Source organism: Alkalinema pantanalense CENA528 (assembly GCF_050753345.1).
Taxonomy (GTDB): Bacteria; Cyanobacteriota; Cyanobacteriia; order Leptolyngbyales; family Leptolyngbyaceae; genus Alkalinema; species Alkalinema pantanalense.
Window position 1 is genome coordinate 1 of the sequence record NZ_JBLZFX010000060.1, and the last position, 21,726, is coordinate 21,726.

The following is a 21,726-nucleotide window of genomic DNA, read 5'->3' on the forward strand; positions in this document are numbered from 1 at the left end:
TGTACACTTTGCCCATACGATATTCCTACAAGAGTGGATTTCAGAACCAATCAGATCCTAAATCCATTCTCGCTCAAACTCACAAAATTAATCCTGACACTCCACTAGAGGTTAGTCCATTGAAAATTTCACATTTCGTTATCTAATCTTAGCGCTGTTCCTAGGTCGATCGTCACCATCCCTATGATCAACAAAAAATCTCTCATTTTTATGGGAAATCTTCATGTTTCTTTTTGTATCCTCACAAGTTCCTCAAATTGTTTTCCTACCCTATAAGTGAAGCTTCAATCAGGCATTGATTAACCTGGTTTTAACTTCACTCTCAATCCATCGTCTACAGGGAGGAAACTGTATGTCGTCTCTTATTCGTTGGCAACCTCTGAGAGAAATCCAAGCCCTGCGGCAACAAGTGGATCATCTCTTTGATACGTTGGTTCATGGTGAGCCCTTGACGGATCTGCTGCCGAAGGTGGGAGATATGACCTGGACTCCCGCGATCGAATTGCAAGAAACGGAGACGGCCATTCTTTTGAAAGCAGAAGTGCCAGGAATCCCCGTTGAAGAATTGAACGTGGAAGTCGGAGAAAATAGGGTTACCATCTCCGGCGAACATCGTGAGGAGTCTAAAACCGAAGAGAAAGGAATGGTGCGGTCTGAACTGCGCTATGGCAAGTTCTATCGCATGGTGCCATTGCCCGCTGCCGTTCAGAATGAAGCCGTGAAGGCAGAATTCAAAGATGGCATGTTGATGTTGACGATGCCGAAGGTTGAAACAGCCCGTCGCAATGTCGTCAAAGTTGATTTAGGACTGCAAGAAAAAATGCGAGAAGCCGTTACCGAAGATCGCCTCAAAGCAGAACAGCGGGCGGAAACGGTGCATAGTCGGGCGGCAGAAGCCATGGCTCAGCCCGAGGGGGGGCAGATTGCCGAAGAAGCACGGGAAGCGGTAGTCGGCGATCGACAAAAGGAAACGCACCTAGAAGAAACGACCCACCGTCGCGCTGCCGATAGCATTGGGGCTCCAGTTTAATTCTGAGGAGATGACGGTGCCGGGATAACCGTTCACTTCAGGGTGTGATGAATTTAGAGTGTGAGGAGATCTTCGATCGGTGAGGAAAGATTGTAAAAGCAGGTCAGTTCGGGGAGAAGGAGGGCAAGATGAGACTCCAGCAACCATCACCTAGTCAAAAACCATTTTTGGTGCGGGATAGCTTTTTCAATTCTACCCTCCTACTCCTCTTGGCCTTAGGAGCAACGTGGTGGCTCGGCACGCTGTTGACCTTACCATCGAGCCTGCAAACCGACCCCCTTCCCCAAGAACTGGCGCTACCACACCCAACGCTGATCAGCGTGCCCAAAGCCTATTGGCTAAGAGGGCAGGGCGATCGTCTGGAGCTAGTAGCGCAAACGGTTGCGATTTCACCCAGGGCATCCACCGCACAACAGTTAACGGAAAGTCTGCAACAGGTTCTACGATCGCCCCCCAATGCCGGAGTCAGCACAACGATTCCTCCTGGAACCCGCCTCTTGGCCCTGACGATAGAACCCAATGGCATCCACGTTAATCTCTCCCGTGAGTTTGCCCAAGGGGGCGGCAGCAGCAGTTTGATTCATCGGGTGGCGCAGGTACTCTACACCGTCACCAGCATTGACCCCCAGGCAAAGGTATATCTGGCTGTGGAAGGTCAGGTACTGGATGAGGCCCATCCCTTGGGCGGCGAAGGCTTAGTACTAGATGCCCCATTGACTCGGCAGCAATTTGTTCACGAATTTTCACTGCAATAGGTTTTGAATAGGGGGTGGTAGTGTCTATGTTCATTTGGAAACAATTATCGGCTGTGCAGCGTTCCCTCTGGTGGCAATATCTCTGCCAACCGCTGTTTAGTTCAACGGCAAGCGTGGTATGGCATCCCCAGCGGTTTATGGAAGCACGACGATTACAGTTTCTAGAGCGGTGTTGGGAGTATCAAATTACCCAACATTTAGAAAGTTGTTGGCAGCAATCCATGACCTCTGGTCGATCGTAGGAGAAGCTTTAACTTTCAGCGCAATAGGGTCAGGATAATTTTCAGTTTGTTTGAGGAGGTTTTTGTATGACTAGGACATTCCGAAAAGTGATGGTGGTTAGCAAACGTAATGGCCAGAAATTAGTACGCTTCGTTGGTAAAGCAGTAACCCGGATTTTTGGGCCGAGTGATGATGATTACCCAGCAACAGGAGTCCAGCCCTTTTCTGGAGAGTCAGCCAAAGGTCATTCATAATGCACGAAATGAGGGCGATCGGGTTGGCATTAGTGCTGATACCTAACCGTTGGACGATGGATAACTTCCGTGGGTTTCCCCTGAACCTCTTGTAGGTGGGGGAAATTTCTCACTGCCAGTCAAGTTGCCAGTCAAGTTGCCAGTCAAGTGGATGGCTGGAGCTGCTAGGGGAACAGTGCATAAATAAAATCCCAATTGGGTAGGGGTAGGAGAGTAAAAGGGTAGGAGGGTAGGGGAATGAAGAGGGGATATTATTTCTTTGCAAATCCCTCGGTGTGAGGTTTGGCTTAACGGGTTAACGCTAGGTTAGACGGTAGGTTAGACGGTAATTTGGATGGCAAGTTCGACCGCAGAGGTAATCAGTGAGAATTTGGATTGTGTCTTGCAAGTGATGCTTAGATTGTAAGGAGGGTGTAGATGATCAGTAGCGTGGGGATGACGGATTGAGTGCGCGATCGTGATTGATTGGAAAATCATTGTAATCATGGGAAGGAGGTGGCTCTATGACAAAGACACTAGTTAATTTAACAACACCTGTGGTACTGGCTGAAATTGAGGAAGTTCTTTCAAACTATCCAGATTATCCCTATCACAAGGTATTTGCAAATCCTGACATGCGCCAAGAATTGGTGGCCTATGTGCTCACACGGGTACAGAGTATTTATTCAACCTGCGATGCCGATCAGTCAGAGGAACAACAAAGCTTTACCAACGGGCGGATCTGCTCGGTTCAAGCCGAAGAATCCATTCCAATGCTGATCCATGAAGGGATTCTGGAATTGCTGAAAGAATTTAGCGATCCCGCCCAAATTCCAGAAGAATGTGATGCAGGCTTAGCACCATCCCACTGGTTTGGCTAGGGATGAAAAGTTGAGGAACCGTTACTAGGGGGGGAATGGATTACCCGATCGTATCGGCACCCCCAGCATCCCGCATCCTTGAGCTAGCTAAAATTCTTAGCTAGCTTATTTTTATGTCCAACCATCAATAACTCATCCCATCAGCCCCAAAGACTGACCGAGATTGTTGCGGTCGTTACGTTATCTGATGAATTATTAATGCTACCTGTATTAGTAGCCAAGTCAAGGATTGTAGGGCGTATAGTATTTCTCTAGAGAACGTCTCTACGACATCTTCACTATTGGGTTTGTATTAAGGAATATATCACCCATGCCGTTTCATCCTCCAGTTTGGACTATTACCCCAGATGAGGTCTATCAAGTTTCCCAGAGTTCCCCCCGGGGTCTGACAGAAACCGAAGCGATCGCCCGCCTGCAACAGTATGGATTTAACGAATTACCCGAACCCGCTCAGCGTCCCCTCATCCTACGATTTACCGACCAACTGACCCACTTTATGGCGTTGTTGTTGTGGGTGGGTGGCATTTTAGCCTTTGTGTCGGGAACGCCGGAACTGGGCTGGGCGATTTGGGCTGTTATTTGGATTAATGCCCTGTTTAGTTTTTGGCAGGAGTTTCAAGCGGAGAAAGCCCTATCAGCCCTGAAGCAAGTGCTACCCGCCCAAGTGAAAGTCTATCGAGATGGCCTGTTGAGAATCATCTCCGCCCGAGAATTAGTGCCGGGGGATGTTATGCAGTTGGAGGAGGGCGATCGCATTTCCGCCGATGCCCGGTTGGTAGACGCCCAGGCCCTCTACATGGACATGTCCGTCCTCACGGGGGAATCCATGCCTGTACCGCGAAACATGCAGCCCGTGGCCGCCGAAAAAATGCGAGCGTCGGATGCACCGAACTTAGTCTTTGCGGGGGCAACCGTGGCTTCAGGACGGGGCTTGGGCGTCGTCTATGCCACCGGAACCCATACCGAATTTGGCCAGGTAGCGCACCTTACTGCCAACATCAAACGGGAACCCAGCACCCTGGAAGTACAGATCACCCAGGTGGTGCATGTAATTACCACGATCGCGCTCAGTATGGGCGTGATTGTTTTTTTGCTGACCAAATGGTTAGTGGGCATGGACTTAAAGGAAAGTTTTGTCTTTGCGATCGGGATTATTGTTGCCTTTGTGCCGGAGGGATTGCTGCCCACCGTTAGTTTAGCACTGGCGATCGGGGTACAGCGCATGGCGAAAAAGAATGCTTTGGTGCGGCGCTTATCGGCAGTGGAAACGCTGAGTGCAACAACGATGATTTGTACGGATAAAACAGGAACCTTAACGAAAAATGAAATGACGGTGCGCCATCTTTGGATGCTGCGGAGCAATGGGCCGGGGGAAATTGAAGTAACGGGATCGGGATATGATCCAACAACCGGACAGGTCGTGATTGAAGATGGGCGTGTACGATCGCAGGTCATGCAGCTCGTTGCGGGATCAGCCCTCTGTTGTAACGCCCAGGTGCGCTGTCAGCCCGGTTCTAGCCAGTGGCAAGCCGTGGGCGACCCCACAGAAGCGGCGCTGGTAACCTTGGGGCGCAAGGCGGTGTTGGATTTAGAGCAGTTGCAACAGACCCTCCCACGACGGCGGGAAGTTCCCTTTGATTCTGTGCGGCGGATGATGACGGTGTTGTTAGATGTAACCCAGGATGAAACGCTCTGGCGATCGGCGGGTACGCATTTAGCCATCACGAAAGGAGCCCCGTTGGATGTGTTGCAGCATTCCCATCAAGTGCTGCGGGACAATCACGGCGAACTCTTGACACCAGAGATTCAAGCACAAATTATGGCAGAAAACGATCGTCTTGCCAGTCGGGGCTATCGGGTGTTAGGGGTCGCGATTCGGGAAGGGGATCAAAGTTTGGAAACCTGTGCGCCGGAAGATCTAGAACAGCAATTGACCTTTCTGGGGTTAGTTGCTATGTTTGACCCGCCCCGCCCGGAAGTAGCCGACGCGATCGCCCAATGTCGCCAAGCGGGCATTCAAGTAACCATGGTAACGGGGGATTATGGCCTGACTGCAGAGGCGATTGCCCGTCGGATCGGCTTGATAGATGGCAAGCAGCGAGTCATTACGGGAGAGCAGTTAAATCACCTATCTAATGCTCAATTGAAACAGATTTTACATCGCTGGACAGAAGGGTTGGTCTTCGCTCGGATGGCACCGGAACAAAAGCTACGGTTAGTCCAAACCTACAAAGAATTAGGTCATATCGTAGCTGTGACAGGAGATGGGGTGAATGATGCTCCGGCGTTACGATCGGCCCACATTGGGATTGCCATGGGAATGAATGGGACGGATGTCGCGCGGGAAGCAGCGGATATTGTGCTAGTGGATGATAATTTTGCCACGATCGTCAGCGCGATCGAACAGGGTCGATCGGTCTATCAGAATATTCGTAAATTCATGACCTATATTCTGTCGTCCAATGCAGCGGAGTTTTTACCCTTCCTCGCCATGGTTCTATTCAAAATCCCGCCTGCTTTAGTGATTTTGCAAATCCTGGCCATTGATTTAGGTACCGATATGCTTCCCGCGCTGGCCTTAGGCGCAGAAAAACCAGAGGTGGGCACCATGCAACAGCCCCCCCGCAATAAGCAGAAACCCCTGTTAGATAAATCCCTGATGCTGCGGGCCTATTGTTTTCTGGGTCTGATTGAAGGTTTGCTCGGAATGACCGGCTTTTTTCTGGTCTGGTTGGCCCATGGCTATGGCTTAAGCGAGTTGCAGGCCGCAACCCCCAGCATTTTAGCCCGATCGGCAGATGCTTCCGTTCTCGCGATCTATCACCAAGCCACGACGTTAATGTTAGCGGCGATCGTTGCGGGCCAGGATGGGAACGTGTTCGCCTGTCGATCGGAACGGATTTCCATTTTCCGATTAGGCTTTTTTAGCAATCCATTAATTTGGATCGGCATTGTGGTCGAATGGATCATTATTTTATCGGTCATCTACTTCACACCCTTTCAAACCATTTTCTCAACCAATCCTTTTCAATCCCATTACTGGTTCTTACTGCTACTGTGTCCGGTAATAATTTTATTGGCAGATGAGGTGCGCAAGGTAGTCAATCGGCGGCGTTCTCATCGATCATCCCTGTCATTGAAAAAAATCCTATGATTTACCTACCGGTTATTGGACTTTTGTTCATCCTATTGCTATTGCTGTTACCCATTCTGTGGTTTACCGTCACCCTGGAGGTCGTACAGATTGCAGCGGTGAAGTTGGGATTTTCGCCGATGGTGGGTGGGTTGATGTTGGTACTGGTCATTCTGGGCAGTGCAATTAATATCCCCCTCTACAAAACAGAATCCCAGGTGGATTTACTCGACGATTGGATCTTTTTCCATCAGAAACAGTATTGGGGAATTCCCTTTCACCGCGTACCTCAGATGACGATCGTGGCCTTGAATGTCGGTGGCTGTGTTTTGCCCAGTTTGTTGGCGCTCTATCAATTCCATCAAGCTCCGGCTGTGCCGATTTTATTGGTCACTGCGATCGTCACGATCGTCAGCTACTATGCAGCGCACATTGTACCGGGCATTGGCATTCAAATGAATCCTTTGCTGGCTCCAATTACAGCGGCATTGACGGCCATCGCCCTAAGACAACCCCATACTCCCGCGATCGCCTTTGCAGGGGGTATTTTAGGCGTTTTGATTGGGGCAGATTTACTCCATCTCAAGGACATCGAAAGCATGAGTTCGGGCATTTTAAGTATTGGGGGAGCAGGCGTCTTTGATGGCATTCTTCTCTGTGGTCTGTTCTCTGTTCTCTTAGCCTAGATGGAGCTTGATTCAATTCCGTTTACGGCTAGGCAGGATCAGCACAAAGGCGGTTTGGCCAGGAATGGCTTTCTCTAGTTGCAGATCGCCGCCGTGGGCACGGGCAATTTCCCGCGCGAGACTGAGTCCTAGGCCCGTCCCTTCAATTTTGCGGGTACGGGCGGGATCTCCCCGGTGGAAGCGATCGAAAATACGTTGGCGATCGTGGTCAGGAAGATCCCTAGAAGCATTGCGGACGGTGACGTTAATGTGGCTGCCCCGAGCTTGCGCCTGAATGTCGATCCAACCGTTGGGCAGATTGTACTTCATCGCGTTACTAAAGAGATTTTGTAACACCTGGGTCAGTAAATCCCGATCGCCCCAGACGGTTAACGATGGCGCGATCGTGGTTTTAATCTGTAACTCTGGAGCTAGTAAATCAAAATCCTCCAGCATTTCCAATAATGTAGCGGATAGATTCACTTCGGTATTAAACAATCGCATCTGTCCTGCATCCGCCAGCGATAACAAGAGTAACTTACGCACGATACTACTCAGGCGACGGACTTCATCTAATAAATTGCCTAGCTGCTGTTGTAGAGGCGATCCCGTTTCTGCCTGTTGAATCGCTTGTTCTAATTCACCTTGTAAGATCGTTAGCGGCGTTTTCAATTCGTGGGCCGCATCAGCGCTGAACCGGGAAGCTTGCTTAAAGCTATGCTCTAGCCGTTCCAGCATTTGATTAAACACTTGAATCAGTTGGACAAATTCCCGATCGAGGGCGCGATCGGACACCCGTTGATCTAACCCTTTACTGGAGACCTTTTGGATCACACTGGTTAGTTGCTGAATGGGATGTAGGGCTTGGGCGGCCAGAAACCAAGCTCCCCCGGCAACTAAGAGCAAAACGGCGGGAATGGCAATCACAAAAATATTACGAATCACCGTCATTTCCTGATCGATGCTTTGCAAGCTCACCGCGATCGCGATTTGCGTTTGGGGAAAACTAGCGGCACCGATGCGCCAAGCCCCTTGGGGACTGTAGCGAATGGCGATCGGTGGGGGTTCGGGCGGCGGACGATCGGGCTGAAACTCTGGGCGCATCCCTGGACGGGCATTATTGGGAGGTAACAGATTCCCATTGACTGGAGACAACGGTAGCCGGGGCGAATTGACGGGATTGCGGTTAGGCACAGGCCGAGGCGGAAAGGATCTGAATTGTGCGAGCTGCGGGGCCCAGTCCGGAGATTGATACATCACGGTTCCTGCCCCATCCCGCACCAACAAGCCAACTTGGGTATTGGCGCTCACCCCCAATTCCCGATGGAGAAAGGCTTCTACGCTTTGCCAACGGTTTTCCGATCGGGGCATTCCCGCCCGTTTCAGTGCATTGGTTAAATTACTATCCAAACGACTGACTTTTGCATCATAAATCAGCTTCCAGGACAATCCTGCAAAACCAACTAGGGTGAGACCCGCTAGGAGCGTCGAAAACAGCGTTAGCCGCAGTTGAAAGGAGCGCAATTTCATCATTATCCTGCTGCTGGCCCTACTGCTGGCCCATCGGGTTGGCGAAACCGATAGCCCACGCCCCGTACGCTTTCTAACCAGCCGGAACCCCCGATCGGATCAATCTTTTTACGAATCCGTTGAATGCAAACATCCACAACATTGGTATTGGGATTAAAGTCATAACCCCACACATGTTCCAAAATCTGTGTCCGAGTCAGCACCCGTCCCGGAGATCGCATCAGATATTCCAATAAATTAAATTCGCGACTCGTCATTTCCACAATGTGTTGATTGCAAGTGACTTCGCGGGTAATGCGATCGAGCTTGAGCGGCCCCACAGAGAGTAGATTTTGTCGATCGCCATGGCTACGACGCACCACCGCATGGATACGCGCCACTAACTCTTCCACAAAAAAAGGTTTCGCAATATAATCATCGGCTCCCAAATTCAACCCTTCCAAGCGATCGTCCAACTCATTCCGAGCCGTTAACAGAATCACGGGAACGTTGCGACCCGATCGCCGCAGACTTTTCAGAATGGCCAACCCATCCTTTCCCGGCACCATAATGTCCAGTAAAATCACATCATACTCATTCTCCAACGCCCGAAAATTTCCATCATCCCCGTTATCGCAATAGTCCACGACGAAGCCCTGTTCCTTAAGGCCCGCTTGCACAAAATCAGCAATTCTAGCTTCGTCTTCAATAAAGAGGATGTTCACGGTGGCTGATCGATCGAGAAGTTTCAGCAAAAATTGTTACACCAAATTGATCGATCAATGCAACAGATTCGATCCCTCCTAGCCCCCTCTTAATCAGAAATTCAGTCAAACCGTTTCAAAGTCCCCCTTAATCAGGGGCATTTAGGGGGATCGTTATCTGTTGCGATCACAAATCAATCTAGTATTAGTTCCCATTGTACGCAGTTTCCCAGATTCAAAAATTACAAAACTGTAATTTATAGCCCGTAGGAATTGTTATTTTGATGGGGCTTAATCAGAGTAGAGCAACGGAAGCGAGGCCAATCCTTGCAGTTCCCAAGCCGTTTTACTGAACTTTCTCAATCTTTTAGACATTGTAGGACATTGGATATGCGTAAATCTCAACGTTTGGCTTTGGTCGTGATTCCCGTGTTGTTGGGGGCTGTGGGCTGTGTCAGCTTTGCTTCCAGCAGTTTGGCGCGGCCTTCTAACGGCAATTCTGCCAACGGTAATGCGATCGCGCAAAATCAAAATTCCGGCCAACCGGGCAATCCTTCCCAGGGCCAGCGGCGACACCCCCCTCGCATTGACTTTGCAGCGGCAGCCGCCAAGCTGGGCATTACTGAAGCACAACTGAAGGCCGCTCTAGGGGTTCCCGCCAATCCGCCCGGAGGGAATGGTCAAGGCAACGGGCAAGGCAACGGGCAACCCAATGGCCAGAATGGGCCGATGGCGCAGAATGGGCAAGGCAACAAACGGCCTCCCAAGTTAGACATCAAGGGTGCAGCCGCGAAGTTGGGAATTTCGGAACAGAAGTTAGTGAATGCCCTGGGATTGCCGCCCCACCCGCCCAAACCTGACCTGAAGGCTGCCGCTGCCAAGTTAGGGGTCACGGAAGCGCAACTGAAAGCCGCTTTGGGCGTTCCCGCCAATCCCCCCAGCGAACAGTCCAATGGTCAACCTGGACAACGTCCCCCCCGTCCTAACCTGAAGGCCGCTGCCGCCAAATTAGGCGTTACGGAGCAGCAGTTGATTGACGCCTTAGGAATTCCGCCTCGTCCCCCGGAAGGTCAAGGCCCCAATCAGGGGATGCCCTCTGCACCTGGGCAAGCTTCTTAAGTTGAGATAGTCGATTAGGGTGCTCATTGTTTGACTGATAAATCTTGGAATCCGTAAAACTATTAGGAAAACCATGGCGTTCTTAAAGGTTTGTCAGTTGAATGGAGACGACCTGCCAGCCTGCGATCGTGAGCTAGATGTCCCGATCGCCTCGCATCACCCTTATTTCCCAATCCCCAATCACTCAAATGATTGCTTCCCTGTCGCTAGTCGTGTTTTTCCTGAAATTAATTGGGAATTCATCCTGTGCTTTCCTGTATGCCCCCGAGCTGGTTGTGCCAGCATGAGTGATCTACATCATCAGACGATCGACCATGAAACCAAATCACTGGATTTTCAAGCAACGCTTCAGCCGTCGCCAAGCCCTCGCGATCGGGCGATCGGTCAGTACGATGTTTCTCGTAGGCTGTGTGGCGAACCGTGCCGAGTCCCGCCCTTCCCAGTCAAAAGCCGTGCCCCTGGCTTCTAGTAATTTCACTCGGGGCCTACCGGGTTGTATTGCGCGCCCCACCCAAACGGAAGGCCCCTACTTTGTCGATGAAAAACTTCAACGATCGGACATTCGGATCAATACCGCTGACCAAGCCGTTAGTGCAGGAATTCCCCTAGCGTTGCAATTTCGAGTTTCGCAAATCAGCACCGATCGCTGCCAACCAATCGTCGGTGCCATGGTCGATATTTGGCATTGCGATGCCAACGGCGTTTACTCTGACGTTCAGGATCGCAGCTTTAATACGATCGGGCAAAACTTCCTCCGGGGCTATCAACTTACGAACGATGAAGGTATTACGCAATTCGTTACGATCTATCCCGGCTGGTATTCTGGAAGAACGGTTCACATCCATTTTAAAATTCGCCTCACCAACAGCTCCGGGCAGAATTATGAATTCACCTCCCAACTGTATTTTGATGATGCCGTGACCGATCGCGTCTATGCCCAATTGCCCTATCACAGCCAAGGCGAACGCACCACCCGGAATGCCAATGACGGAATTTACCGTAATGGCGGTGATCAACTGTTACTCAGCCTCAATCCAGTAGGCCCAGGATACACCGCCATTTTCGAGATCGGCTTGCAACTGGAGGGCTGACTGCAAAAAGATAGACCAGCACAAGTCATGACAGCCTTAACTGCTCTCCAAGAGTCATCTGTCTAGAGCCAGCAATTTCTATTTAACCCACCAAGGGATTTGCTAAAAAATAACATCCCCTACCCTCCTACCCCCCTACCCTCCCACCCATCCACTTGGGATTTAATTTATCCACCGTTCCCTAACGGCTCTCCGGTGACGGTTCCAGCCGAATGAGTCGTCCATTAGCTGCATCGGTTAGCACATACAGCCAGCCATCCGGCCCCTGGCGCACATCCCGCACCCGCTGACCAACGGTAATTTGCTGTTGATTCACTACAGTGCCCCGATCGTCCACTTGAATGCGGCGAATGTCTTGGGAGACTAATCCCCCCGCGAATAAATGACCTTGCCAAGCGGGCACCCGATCGCTGCGATAGACCGTCAGTCCAGAAGGCGCGATCGCTGGAGTCCAGACCAATTTGGGATCAACCAGACCCGGACGCGATCGCTCGGAGGAAATTTCCCCACCCGCATATTCGCGACTGTAGGTGACCAAGGGCCAACCGTAATTCTGTCCTGATTCAATCCGGTTCAGTTCATCGCCTCCCCGCGCCCCATGTTCCGTCGCCCACACTTGCCCGGTCTTGGCATCGATCGCGAGCCCTTGAATATTCCGGTGACCGTAGCTCCAAATCGCAGCATCCACCGTCTTTTTTCCAACAAAGGGATTATCCTGGGGCGCAGATCCATCATCCTTCAGGCGCACAATTTTGCCTAACCGACTTTGTAAATTCTGCGCTTGTTGCCGGATCAATGCGCCATCCAGGGACACGGGAGGATTACCGCCATCCCCGATCGCTAACAGAAAGGTGTTATCTGGTAGCCAAACCATGCGCGAGCCAAAATGTTGGCCGTCGGATTTCGTCCGCGAGACTTCAAAAATGACGCGCAAATCTTTTAACGCTTTGCCATCAAAAGTCGCTCTGGCTAAGCGGGTGCGATTGGCTTCCGGGGTGCCATGGGAATAGGTCAGGTAAATCCAGCGATTCTGCGCAAACTGCGGATGGAGCGAAATATCCAATAGGCCCGCTTGCCCGACGGTTAAAACTTCTGGCACCCCAGCGATCGGGGTTGGGTCTAGTTGACCGTTTTTCACCAGACGCAGTCGCCCTGCCTTTTCCGTAATCAGCATCCCGCCATCGGGTAGCCAAGCTAGACTCCAAGGCCGTTCTAGCCCTTCCACGATCGTCGTTTGCCGAATGCTTGGTGTGATGTTAACCGGAGGATTAGCATCTACGGCACTTTGGGACTGGGCACTTTGGGACTGGGCACTTTGGGACTGGGCACTTTGGGACTGGGCAGGCGCATTCGATGGAGAACTTAAACCAGGATCGGGCAGCGATCGAGCTTTCTCATCGGACGTCCACAGACAACCCGTGAGCAACAAGCCCAAACTCGCGCCCAGCAGACTATTGATCGAATGTTTACTTTCAGTCAGTTTACTTTCAGCCAGTTTGCTCTTAGCCAGTTTATTCCCAGCCAGTTTATTCCCAGCCAGTTTGCTCCAAATCACCATGGGAATCCACCATTTGTTCTAGGGTTCCTTGGCCATTATAAAAGGTCAATCATTTCCCTGTGAAAAAGAGAATAGCAGCCGTCATGAAGGAGGTAATCTAAGAGCCGTTCTCCACCAATCCCTAGGGATTCACAGACTGTCGTAATTGGTGCAGTGCATTCAGCAAATCATGGGCTGTAAAGGGTTTTGCCAGGAACGATCGTACATTGGCAGTCCGAGCATGGGCGATCGCTTCATTGGCAGCCAAGCCACTCATTGTAATAATTTTCACATTGGGATTAATTTTAACAAGCGTTCGAATAACTGTTGGTGCATCCAACAATGGCATCATAATGTCTAGCAAAACTGCAAAGATTTCAGATTTCCTTTCTGCATATACTGCGATCGCATCTACACCATCATTAGCAACTATGACTTGGTAATTATAGGCTTCTAACGAAGCTTTTGTAATTTCTCGAATCGCAGCTTCATCATCGGCCACCAAAATCCATTCCCCATTGCCCATTAACGGTTCTAGATTGGGCATTTCCAAAGCTTCCGCCCCTTCGGTCGCAGCAGGTAAATACACCGTAAAGCAACTCCCCTGGCCCACATCGCTGTAGACATTAACAAATCCCCCGTGACTTTTAATAATTCCGATCGCGGTGGAAAGCCCCAGACCCGTGCCTTTGCCCATTTCTTTGGTCGTAAAAAACGGTTCAAAAATCCGATCGAGCAATTCCGGCGCAATGCCTATCCCCGTGTCGGTTACCGCAATCGCCACGTAGGCCCCCACGATCGCATCTAAATGCATCCGCGCATAACTTTCATCCACCATAACATTCTCTGCGCTGAGGGTTAATGTGCCCCCTTCAGGCATGGCATCGCGGGCATTGACTGTTAAATTCATCAACACCTGATGCAATTGCGTACTGTCCGCCATCACCGCCCACAGATCAGCATTGGCGCTTTCCAAGCGGATATCGATCGACTTTGGAAATGTTTGTTTCGCAATCCGGGCTACTTCATTCAGTAGCGGCGCGATTTGCAAGCGCGATCGTTGACTTTCCCCCCCGCGAGCAAAGGAGAGAATTTGCGCCACTAGGTCACTGCCGCGCTGGGCACTCTCTCGCAAAATCGTGAGTAATCGCTGACTGGGTTCATCCAGATCCCGTAACCGCAAAGGCAATAGCTGACTCACCGCCAAAACCGGAGTGAGAATATTATTCAAATCGTGGGCAATGCCACTGGCTAAGGTTCCTAAGCTTTCGAGCCGCTGCGCCCGTAAAAATTGCGCTTCCAACAGTTTGCGTTCGGTAATGTCCGTATCCACCGTTAAAATAAATCGTGGACTGCCCGTTTCGGTACGCACCAAGGTCCAATGACTCTCAACGACTAAATCTTCCCCCAACTTATTACATTTATGCAACTCACCTTGCCAAGCGCCTTGGTGCAGGGTTACTTCAAAGGCAGCCTCTAACGGCGAAGGATCTCGATACAGCAGATGATTGGCATTTTTCCCGATCGCTTCCGCCTGAGACCAGCCATACACCCGTTCCGCGCCCTTATTCCAGTAAAGAATCCTGGCATCTAAGTCCCGTACAAAAATCGCATCGTTAGCAATATCTAAGAGCGCAGCCTGTTCGCGAATTTTTTGTTCGGCTTGCTGTCGATCGTTAATTTCCTGTTGCAATCGCAGGTTCATTTCCGTTAACGCAGCCGTCCGTTCGGCCACCCGTTGTTCCAGATCTGACTGCATTTGCAGTAAAACGGATTCCGTTGCGCGCCGCTGGGCAACTTCCACTTCGAGTTGCTGGTTCGTCTGTTGCAATTGTTGGGTTTTGTGCTGGATTTCCTGCTGCAATAAATGAATCGTTATCCCCATTTCCGCTGCATCAAACATTGCTAGCAGGCTGCTTTGGGTCACCAGTCCTAATAACTCGCCCCGATCGCCCGTTACCACCAATCGACGCACCCGATACCGCTGCATTTCCTGCTGCACCTGCCAAAGGGAATCCTCCGGATGTAGGCAAAGCAATGGGGTACTCATCACTGCCTGAGCGGGCGTTGTTACAAAATCCAGTTCTAAGCGATGGAACTGCACCATATCCCGTTCGGTAACGATTCCCACAGGTTGGAGAACGCTTGTGCAGGTTGGTTCAAGGGCACGATCGCCCATTCGATCGCCCGTTCGATCGAGTGCTAAATCCGAGTCTTCCGTTGCGATCACAATGCAACTAATGCCATGGGTGGCCATTAACTGAGCCACTTGCAGCAAAGATGCCTCCGGCTGGGCATAGATTACAGACCGCGTCATCACTTCCGACACCTGACGCACCCGCAACATATTTTCTGGACGCAGCGCTTGGCGCACATGATCCAAAGTGACCAAGCCCACCGGAACACCTGTCTCCTCCACGATCGGCAGGTAGCGCACTTGGTGCTCGCGCATGTAATTCAGCACCTCAAACGTATTAGTCAACACCGATGGGGACAATGTGATGCAATCTGGGGTAATGACCTCTGCTAGGGTCAGGCCCGCGATCGCCCGTTCCGATGCCACAAGCTTGACCACATCCTGTTCCGTAAACAGGCCCACGAAACGATCGCCCTCAACCACTAAGGCACAGCCCTGCGATCGTGCCGCCGGAGTTGCCACCGGATCGATATCTTGATGGGGGATCGCGGCCTGAACCTCATCACTGGCGGATTGGCCCTGCACAATGAAGGCGATCGCGGCCTGCACTGACGTTTGGGAACGAATCCGCAGGGGATTGGGATCCACAATGTGGGATAGGGGAGGGGGAGAGGTCACAGGGAAAGAAAAAACCATACCAGATCAGGGTGGGTAAATACCTGTTTGTCGAAATACCTTGCTGAAATACCTTGTCGAAATACCTTGTCGAAATACCTTGTCGAAATACCTTGTCGAAATCCCTGTTTGTCGAAATCCCTTGTCACAATCCCTTGTCACAATCCCTTGTCACAATCCCTTGTCGAATGGTACACCGAACCCGTGGTATACCCAACCCATGGCACACCGAACCCATGACATACCGAATATTCACCCCCTATCTTACACAGTTCTCTCCAAAAGTTTGGGTGCAAACAAGTTCTCTATGGGACGATCGTGAAGGGTAATCCAGGTTTTTCTTTAAAATCAAGAATTTTACCAAGTGTTAAGCTAGCCGTACAAGAGCCCGATCATCCTGTGAACCCATTGTTTTGCGAATGAGCTTGTTTTGCGAATGAGTTTAACCCAACTATTCAATCTCCCTACCTGGTTACCGTCCCAACGGTTTTGTCGTCAATCTACAGCCATTATCGATCAACCCACTCCGCGCATCTTTGATCCAGAAGCTGTAGGAGAATCGGAGCCGTCCCCCCCTGCGGCCCTCCACCAGGATTCAACCAGCTCAACGGTTATTGGGGAATCGTCAGCGTTCACAGGATCTTCGCTGCGCATCCTCAACTGGAATATTGCCAAAAACAACCATGATTTAACCTGGTATCGCGACTTTACTCGCCTATTACGCACCTATCAGCCCCATTTGGTGTTTTTACAGGAAGTCCGTCTTTGCGCCCACCGTCGCCATTTACCAGCCTTAACAGAGTTGGCTTGGAGCTTTGCCCCCAATTTCTTGGACACCTATCACAATACCTATTCTGGCGTGTTGACCGCTGCTCCGGTGCGGTCTGCTCAGCGGCAGTCAATTCTGACGACCCACCATGAACCGATCGTGGGAACGCCAAAAGTTGCACTCTGTACGGAATATGCGATCGCGCCCAGCGGGGATCACCCCACGGCCCCCAGTCCCGATCGCTTGCTTACCGTTAATGCCCATCTGATTAATTTCGTTGAATTGAAAAAATTTCAGGCGCAGCTAGAAACCCTAGAACAGCGAATGGCTGACCATGACGGCCCGATCGTCTTTTCCGGTGATTTCAACACCTGGTCGAGATCGCGGTGGCACTGTCTTCAGCGGATGACCCAACGGTTGGGCTTAACGCAAGCGGTGTTTCCGATGCTGGATACCTTGCAAATTAAGCGTTTTCTACTCTCTCCCCCCCTAGACTACGTGTTTTATCGCGGATTTCGTCAAACCACCGCCACCGCCCAAGTCATCGGCAGTATCCACTCCTCAGATCACAAGCCTTTGTTATTGGAGTTAGCGTGCTAGGCGTCCTGCTGCTGCCTGTGCTGCCATCCTTGCCCATGTTAACGGCGGGTCAGACTGTTCTTGTCTTCAGTTTGCTCCTTGGGCTGGTGCAAGTCCTAGGGGTAATCTATGCGGCCCATGCGGTAATGTCTGTACGATCGTCCCGTGGCGCGATCGCTTGGAGCCTTTCACTGGTTTTGCTTCCCTGGGTGGCCATTCCCCTCTATTGGATTTTTGGTCGTCGTCGCTTCCATGGCTATGCGGAACTGCTGCACACTGCCTATTTACAACACCGTCAACGGGTCGAGGCTGCCTATCAACAAATTTCCCAGTACCGGATAACCGTTAATCCTTCATCCTATTCCATTCAGCGCCTTGCTGAAATGCTTAGCCCCCTACCTTTTACAACAGATAATGCAACAGAACTGTTGATTGACGGGGAACGCACCTATCAAACCATGTTGCAAGCGATCGACAACGCGCAGGATGATATTTTACTGCAAATGTATACTCTGCAAGATGATGGCATCGGCAATCAGTTCCGCCAAACGTTAATCGCCAAGGCCCAAGCAGGGGTGCGAATTTACGTCCTGTACGATGGCATTGGCTCCCATGGCCTGTCTAAGCAGTATGTGCAATCGTTACAACGATCGGGCATTGAGGTCGGTGTGTTTAAAAGTACTCGGGGCCGAGGCAATCGCTTCCAAATAAATTTCCGCAACCATCGTAAAATCGTCGTTGCCGATGGCAAAGTCGCAATTGTCGGTGGACTCAATATTGGAGATGAATATTTAGGCAAACATCCACCCTTGTCACCTTGGCGTGATACGGGACTGTGGTTACAAGGCCCTGCGGTGCAATGCGTGCAATGTGTCTTTCTGGGGGATTGGTACTGGGCCACGCGCAAGGTTCCCAGCGTCTCCTGGCAGATTTCCCCGGTAGCCGCGACAGCAGCCCCAGAGTCCGTGCTGATTTTTCCCACGGGGCCTGCCGATCGTTTACCCGCCTGTCTATTATTTTTCGTAAATGCCATTAACCAAGCCCAAACCCGGCTTTGGATTGCTAGCCCTTATTTTGTGCCTGATGAAGCAACGTTAACTGCACTGAAGTTAGCCGCATTGCGAGGCGTAGATGTACGAATTTTGATGCCCGATCGGCCCGATCATTTGCTGGTTTATCTCTGCGCCTTTTCCTATTACAACGAAATGCAATCAGCAGGTGTCAAGCTCTATCGCTATCAAGCAGGTTTCATGCACCAAAAGGTAATCTTAATTGACGATCGCCTGGGTGGGGTGGGCAGTGTTAATTTGGATAATCGATCGTTTTTTCTCAATTTTGAAATGACGGTGATGATGACAACGCCCCATAGTGTCCAGCAAATTGAAACCATGTTAGGTGAGGATTTTGAACGGGCTGATCCCGTTAAATTAACAACCTATAATCAGCGATCAGGGTTATTTAAGCTGGCAACCCGTATTGCTCGGCTGTTAGCACCTGTTTTGTAGCCAGCAGCAGCATGGATCGATCGTTAATGTAAGCTGGCTGCATTTCCTCTAGATTGACCTTTGCCCAGAAACAGTAATAACGGCAGTGAACACAAAAACATAATGCCTACAACGCGGAACGTATCGGCATAGGATAGAACCGCTGCTTGCGTTCGGATAACTTGCTGCATTGCTTCCAGCGCTTGAGCTTGGGCTGTCACTGCATCTGAACCACGACTGCGAAACAGTTCTGTCATCAGGGCGAGGCGCTGTTGAGTTTCGGGATCAAAGACTGTTAGTTTTGCCGAAAGAACCGCTGTATGAAAGGCTTCGCGTTGGGCGAGTAGGGTCGTCAAAATCGCAATACCAATACTCCCGCCCAGTTGTCGGGTCAAATTATAGAACCCTGACCCCGCAGAGATCTCCTGCTTAGGCAATCCCCCTAGGGACGCGAGGCTCAAGGGTAAAAACATCAGGACCGTTACCCCGCCGCGCCACAGCAACGGCATAAATAGCTCATCACTTCCCGTTTGAGGGGTAATCGTCGCTAACTGAAACATGACCAGACTGGAGCCGATCGCGCCCAAACCAATCAAAATACGGGCATCAATTTTGCTGGACAGTTTACCTAGCAGAATCATCATAATGGCGGAGGAAAGTGCCCCCGGTGCCAGCAGGAATCCCGTCTGGGTCGCAGAAAACCGCAGTACCCCCTGGGTAAATAAGGGAACCGCAAACAGCGTACCGTACAGGCCGATGCCCACCACCCCTGAGTACAAACTCCCCGCCGCCAGCGATCGATGGCGCAACACGCGCAAATCCACGGCAGGTTCCCGGACGCGCAACTCCCACCAAATAAACAACGCCATGCTGATTGCGCTGGTGATGATTAAGGTAACAATAAAGTTAGAAGCTAACCATCCTTCCTTCTGTCCCTCTTCCAGCACCGTTTGTAGGCCACCCACCGCACCAATTAACAGAACAATCCCCCACCAGTCTACAGACACCTGATTATTCGCTTGTTTGGGGGCATCGGGCGGCAAAAATAGTAAAGCCATGGCTACGGCCAGAATGCCGATCGGTAGGTTAATAAAGAAAATCCAGCGCCATCCCAAACTATCCGTGAGAATGCCTCCCAGGGTTGGCCCGATCGCGGGTCCCGCAATCACCCCCACCCCAAACACCGCTTGGGCAATGCCCTGTTCCGCAGGGGGAAAGGTTTCAAATAAAATCGCCTGCGCTTTTGCTAAAAGGCCACCGCCACAAAGTCCTTGTAAAATCCGGGCAATGACCAACAGGGGCAGATTGGTGGATAAGCCGCAGAGAACCGACGCGATCGTAAACCCAATCATCGAAAAGACAAAGTAGGATTTTTTGCCGAATCTACTGCCTAGCCATGCCGAGAGTGGAATTAAGACCACATTAGCGATGCCGTAGGAGGTAACAACCCAGCCCACTTCGCTCACCGTTGCTCCTAGCGTGGCTTGAATGTCATTGAGAGCAACATTCACAATACTGGTATCGATCACTTCCAGCATTGCACCCAGTGCAGCCGTGATGGTGATTAACCATTTTAAAGTTCCTTGCACATAGGTTCCTTCCCCTGGCAAAGTAGCCGCTAAGGAAGCCGAGGAACGAGTAGCTCGAGTTGCTGAACGAGGAGTAGTCATGGCATTTTTGGGGGCATGGCATTCTTGGAATAATCATCATTCAATGGCCACACAATTCAGTGCCTAAACACTGATTCCTGTAGCAATTAGGCGCTAAAGTGTGCAGCATTCAGAAATTAACGATCGTCGGAACTGGTATCGACGGTTACTTTGACACTCAGCCCCGGTTTGAGCTTCCCTTGGGCATCCCCATTGTCATCAAAGGTCAGACGCACAGGAACCCATTGCACAACTTTATTGAAATTTCCCGTGGCATTATCCGGTGGAATTAAGGCAAAGCTTGATCCCGTTGCTGGATTGATTCCTTCGATCGTGGCTGAGAACGTTTGCCCTGGATAGGCATCCACTTCCACTTCAGCCTTGTCGCCAATGTGCAGTTTTCCTAAGGCCGTTTCCTTAAAGTTTGCATCTACGTAAACTTCGCTCGCTTGGAGGGGCACGACTGATAGGAGGGGTTGACCTACTTGGGCCTTCTGTCCCACCTGCGCCATCAACTGACCCACCGTTCCGCTAACGGGCGCTTTAATCACCATATATTTGATCTGCTGGCGAGCTAGATCCAGAGCAGCTTTGGCTTGCTTCACTTGGGCTTGGGCTAGCTGTTGCTGATCCTGTTGTACTTTCACCGTCTGGGTAGATACTTGAGTTTCAGCCACTTGTCCTTGGGCTGCCGCCGCTTCGGCTTCGGCCTTTTGCAATTGCGCTTGGGCACTGGCAACCTGGGCTTGGGCGCTGGCTACCATTTTCTGCAACGCTGCCTGATTCGCCTGGGCACTATCGTAGGCGGCTTTGGCGGTATCTAACTGCTGGGTGGGAATGGCCCCTTCATTGGCCAATTGCTGATAGCGTTGCCAATCCAGACGAGTCCGATTCACCTCGGTTCTAGCCCGATCGACGTTAGCTTGATTGGTTTCCACGGCTGCCTGGGCTTGCAGCACCGCCGCTTGGGCCGCCTCGATCGCCGATTGATTGGCTGCCAATTTTGCTTGGGATTGCTGCAACTGAGTCGGCTTTGTTTGGCTCGTTAGGCTGACATTATCTTGCGCGGCTTGCAATTGGGCTTCCGCGATCGCTAAATTTGCTTCTGCCTGTTGCACTTTTAGATTGAGGTCGGGATCTTCCAAGATAATCATGGGCTGTCCCACTTCAACCCGATCGCCATTTTTCACGAGCACTTGTTTCACCGTTGCGGGAATCTGGGAAGAAATGGGCGATAAATGTCCCTGAATTTGCGCATTTTCAGTGGTCACATGGGTGCGCTGAAAATGCCAAAACTGCCAGCCAAATGCTCCACCTATAGTTAGCACGATCGCTCCGATCGTCCACCACAGAATCTTTTTAGAATTCCCCTTGGGAGAAAGATTGGGGTCAGGATCAGTAACTTGTGAATCTGGGGCCAGTGGTTCAGCCACGATCGGCGATTGCACGCTTTGCATCTCATCCTTGGCCCAAGGCATGGCTTCAGTGGGAGGAAGGGGAGAGTCCGATGAGTGTTGGGAAATCTGCGATTGAGAGTTCATGGCGAATCTAGGA

Annotated in this window: 17 protein-coding genes; 11 read left to right on the top strand and 6 right to left on the bottom strand. The window is 51.0% G+C overall.

Annotated features, from left to right (window positions below):
• Positions 1–352: 352 nt before the first annotated feature.
• The 7 genes from ACN4EG_RS17820 to ACN4EG_RS17850 all read left to right on the top strand — a co-directional run bounded on the left by ACN4EG_RS17820 (position 353) and on the right by ACN4EG_RS17850 (position 6,940).
• Positions 353–1,030, top strand: a complete 678-nt coding sequence (locus ACN4EG_RS17820) for an Hsp20/alpha crystallin family protein (RefSeq protein ID WP_431631444.1) — start codon at positions 353–355, stop codon at positions 1,028–1,030.
• 128 nt (positions 1,031–1,158) lie between these two features.
• Complete coding sequence (locus tag ACN4EG_RS17825) at positions 1,159–1,785, top strand: GerMN domain-containing protein (protein WP_431631446.1); 627 nt, start codon at positions 1,159–1,161, stop codon at positions 1,783–1,785.
• 26 nt (positions 1,786–1,811) lie between these two features.
• A complete protein-coding gene (locus ACN4EG_RS17830) occupies positions 1,812–2,027 on the top strand; it encodes a hypothetical protein (RefSeq protein WP_431631448.1) in 216 nt (71 codons plus the stop codon).
• A gap of 66 nt (positions 2,028–2,093) precedes the next feature.
• On the top strand, positions 2,094–2,261 hold the full coding sequence (locus ACN4EG_RS17835) for a hypothetical protein (RefSeq protein ID WP_431631450.1): 168 nt from the start codon (positions 2,094–2,096) through the stop codon (positions 2,259–2,261).
• Positions 2,262–2,764: 503 nt separating this feature from the next.
• On the top strand, positions 2,765–3,121 hold the full coding sequence (locus tag ACN4EG_RS17840; protein ID WP_431631451.1) for a hypothetical protein: 357 nt from the start codon (positions 2,765–2,767) through the stop codon (positions 3,119–3,121).
• A gap of 310 nt (positions 3,122–3,431) precedes the next feature.
• Positions 3,432–6,275, top strand: a complete 2,844-nt coding sequence (locus ACN4EG_RS17845) for a cation-translocating P-type ATPase (RefSeq protein ID WP_431631452.1) — start codon at positions 3,432–3,434, stop codon at positions 6,273–6,275.
• Positions 6,272–6,940, top strand: a complete 669-nt coding sequence (locus ACN4EG_RS17850; protein ID WP_431631453.1) for a DUF1614 domain-containing protein — start codon at positions 6,272–6,274, stop codon at positions 6,938–6,940. Before ACN4EG_RS17845 ends, ACN4EG_RS17850 begins: the two co-directional genes overlap by 4 nt.
• 12 nt (positions 6,941–6,952) lie before the next feature.
• Here ACN4EG_RS17850 and ACN4EG_RS17855 read toward each other — a convergent pair whose 3' ends face one another.
• Both ACN4EG_RS17855 and ACN4EG_RS17860 read right to left on the bottom strand, forming a co-directional pair.
• The gene (locus ACN4EG_RS17855; RefSeq protein ID WP_431631455.1) at positions 6,953–8,449 is read right to left on the bottom strand and encodes an ATP-binding protein; all 1,497 of its coding nucleotides are present in this window, start codon (positions 8,447–8,449) and stop codon (positions 6,953–6,955) included.
• Positions 8,450–8,451: 2 nt separating this feature from the next.
• Positions 8,452–9,183 (bottom strand): response regulator transcription factor, encoded by a 732-nt coding sequence (locus ACN4EG_RS17860; protein ID WP_431631456.1) that lies wholly within the window; start codon positions 9,181–9,183, stop codon positions 8,452–8,454.
• A 339-nt stretch (positions 9,184–9,522) separates the two neighbouring features.
• Here ACN4EG_RS17860 and ACN4EG_RS17865 point away from each other — a divergent pair, with 339 nt between their 5' ends.
• Positions 9,523–10,251 (top strand): hypothetical protein, encoded by a 729-nt coding sequence (locus ACN4EG_RS17865; RefSeq protein ID WP_431631457.1) that lies wholly within the window; start codon positions 9,523–9,525, stop codon positions 10,249–10,251.
• Positions 10,252–10,565: 314 nt separating this feature from the next.
• Entirely contained in the window at positions 10,566–11,342 is a 777-nt protein-coding gene (locus ACN4EG_RS17870; RefSeq protein ID WP_431631458.1) for an intradiol ring-cleavage dioxygenase, read from the top strand.
• Positions 11,343–11,523: 181 nt separating this feature from the next.
• Here the strand turns inward: ACN4EG_RS17870 and ACN4EG_RS17875 are convergent, their stop codons facing one another.
• Together ACN4EG_RS17875 and ACN4EG_RS17880 are read right to left on the bottom strand one after the other, a co-directional pair.
• On the bottom strand, positions 11,524–12,900 hold the full coding sequence (locus tag ACN4EG_RS17875) for a PQQ-dependent sugar dehydrogenase (RefSeq protein WP_431631459.1): 1,377 nt from the start codon (positions 12,898–12,900) through the stop codon (positions 11,524–11,526).
• A 121-nt stretch (positions 12,901–13,021) separates the two neighbouring features.
• Positions 13,022–15,712 (bottom strand): CBS domain-containing protein, encoded by a 2,691-nt coding sequence (locus tag ACN4EG_RS17880; RefSeq protein ID WP_431631460.1) that lies wholly within the window; start codon positions 15,710–15,712, stop codon positions 13,022–13,024.
• Positions 15,713–16,127: 415 nt separating this feature from the next.
• On the opposite strand from ACN4EG_RS17880, the gene ACN4EG_RS17885 reads away from it, so the two are divergent.
• A complete protein-coding gene (locus ACN4EG_RS17885) occupies positions 16,128–17,060 on the top strand; it encodes an endonuclease/exonuclease/phosphatase family protein (protein WP_431631462.1) in 933 nt (310 codons plus the stop codon).
• Positions 17,054–18,544, top strand: a complete 1,491-nt coding sequence (cls, locus tag ACN4EG_RS17890) for a cardiolipin synthase (RefSeq protein ID WP_431631463.1) — start codon at positions 17,054–17,056, stop codon at positions 18,542–18,544. Before ACN4EG_RS17885 ends, cls begins: the two co-directional genes overlap by 7 nt.
• A 23-nt stretch (positions 18,545–18,567) precedes the next feature.
• Here cls and ACN4EG_RS17895 read toward each other — a convergent pair whose 3' ends face one another.
• The gene (locus ACN4EG_RS17895; protein ID WP_431631464.1) at positions 18,568–20,193 is read right to left on the bottom strand and encodes a DHA2 family efflux MFS transporter permease subunit; all 1,626 of its coding nucleotides are present in this window, start codon (positions 20,191–20,193) and stop codon (positions 18,568–18,570) included.
• 116 nt (positions 20,194–20,309) lie between these two features.
• Positions 20,310–21,713, bottom strand: coding sequence for an HlyD family secretion protein (locus ACN4EG_RS17900; RefSeq protein WP_431631465.1), 1,404 nt, complete (start codon positions 21,711–21,713; stop codon positions 20,310–20,312).
• Positions 21,714–21,726: the final 13 nt, after the last annotated feature.

Excerpts from the sequence above, each read along its gene's own strand:
- ACN4EG_RS17880 (WP_431631460.1), bottom strand. The coding sequence starts at position 15,712 with ATGGTTTTTTCTTTCCCTGTGACCTCTCCCCCTCCCCTATCCCACATT.
- ACN4EG_RS17855 (WP_431631455.1), bottom strand. The coding sequence starts at position 8,449 with ATGAAATTGCGCTCCTTTCAACTGCGGCTAACGCTGTTTTCGACGCTC.
- ACN4EG_RS17825 (WP_431631446.1), top strand. The coding sequence starts at position 1,159 with ATGAGACTCCAGCAACCATCACCTAGTCAAAAACCATTTTTGGTGCGG.
- ACN4EG_RS17885 (WP_431631462.1), top strand. The coding sequence starts at position 16,128 with ATGAGTTTAACCCAACTATTCAATCTCCCTACCTGGTTACCGTCCCAA.
- ACN4EG_RS17875 (WP_431631459.1), bottom strand. The coding sequence starts at position 12,900 with ATGGTGATTTGGAGCAAACTGGCTGGGAATAAACTGGCTGGGAATAAA.
- ACN4EG_RS17850 (WP_431631453.1), top strand. The coding sequence starts at position 6,272 with ATGATTTACCTACCGGTTATTGGACTTTTGTTCATCCTATTGCTATTG.
- ACN4EG_RS17845 (WP_431631452.1), top strand. The coding sequence starts at position 3,432 with ATGCCGTTTCATCCTCCAGTTTGGACTATTACCCCAGATGAGGTCTAT.
- ACN4EG_RS17835 (WP_431631450.1), top strand. The coding sequence starts at position 2,094 with ATGACTAGGACATTCCGAAAAGTGATGGTGGTTAGCAAACGTAATGGC.
- ACN4EG_RS17840 (WP_431631451.1), top strand. The coding sequence starts at position 2,765 with ATGACAAAGACACTAGTTAATTTAACAACACCTGTGGTACTGGCTGAA.
- ACN4EG_RS17900 (WP_431631465.1), bottom strand. The coding sequence starts at position 21,713 with ATGAACTCTCAATCGCAGATTTCCCAACACTCATCGGACTCTCCCCTT.
- ACN4EG_RS17895 (WP_431631464.1), bottom strand. The coding sequence starts at position 20,193 with ATGACTACTCCTCGTTCAGCAACTCGAGCTACTCGTTCCTCGGCTTCC.
- ACN4EG_RS17865 (WP_431631457.1), top strand. The coding sequence starts at position 9,523 with ATGCGTAAATCTCAACGTTTGGCTTTGGTCGTGATTCCCGTGTTGTTG.
- ACN4EG_RS17870 (WP_431631458.1), top strand. The coding sequence starts at position 10,566 with ATGAAACCAAATCACTGGATTTTCAAGCAACGCTTCAGCCGTCGCCAA.
- ACN4EG_RS17820 (WP_431631444.1), top strand. The coding sequence starts at position 353 with ATGTCGTCTCTTATTCGTTGGCAACCTCTGAGAGAAATCCAAGCCCTG.
- ACN4EG_RS17830 (WP_431631448.1), top strand. The coding sequence starts at position 1,812 with ATGTTCATTTGGAAACAATTATCGGCTGTGCAGCGTTCCCTCTGGTGG.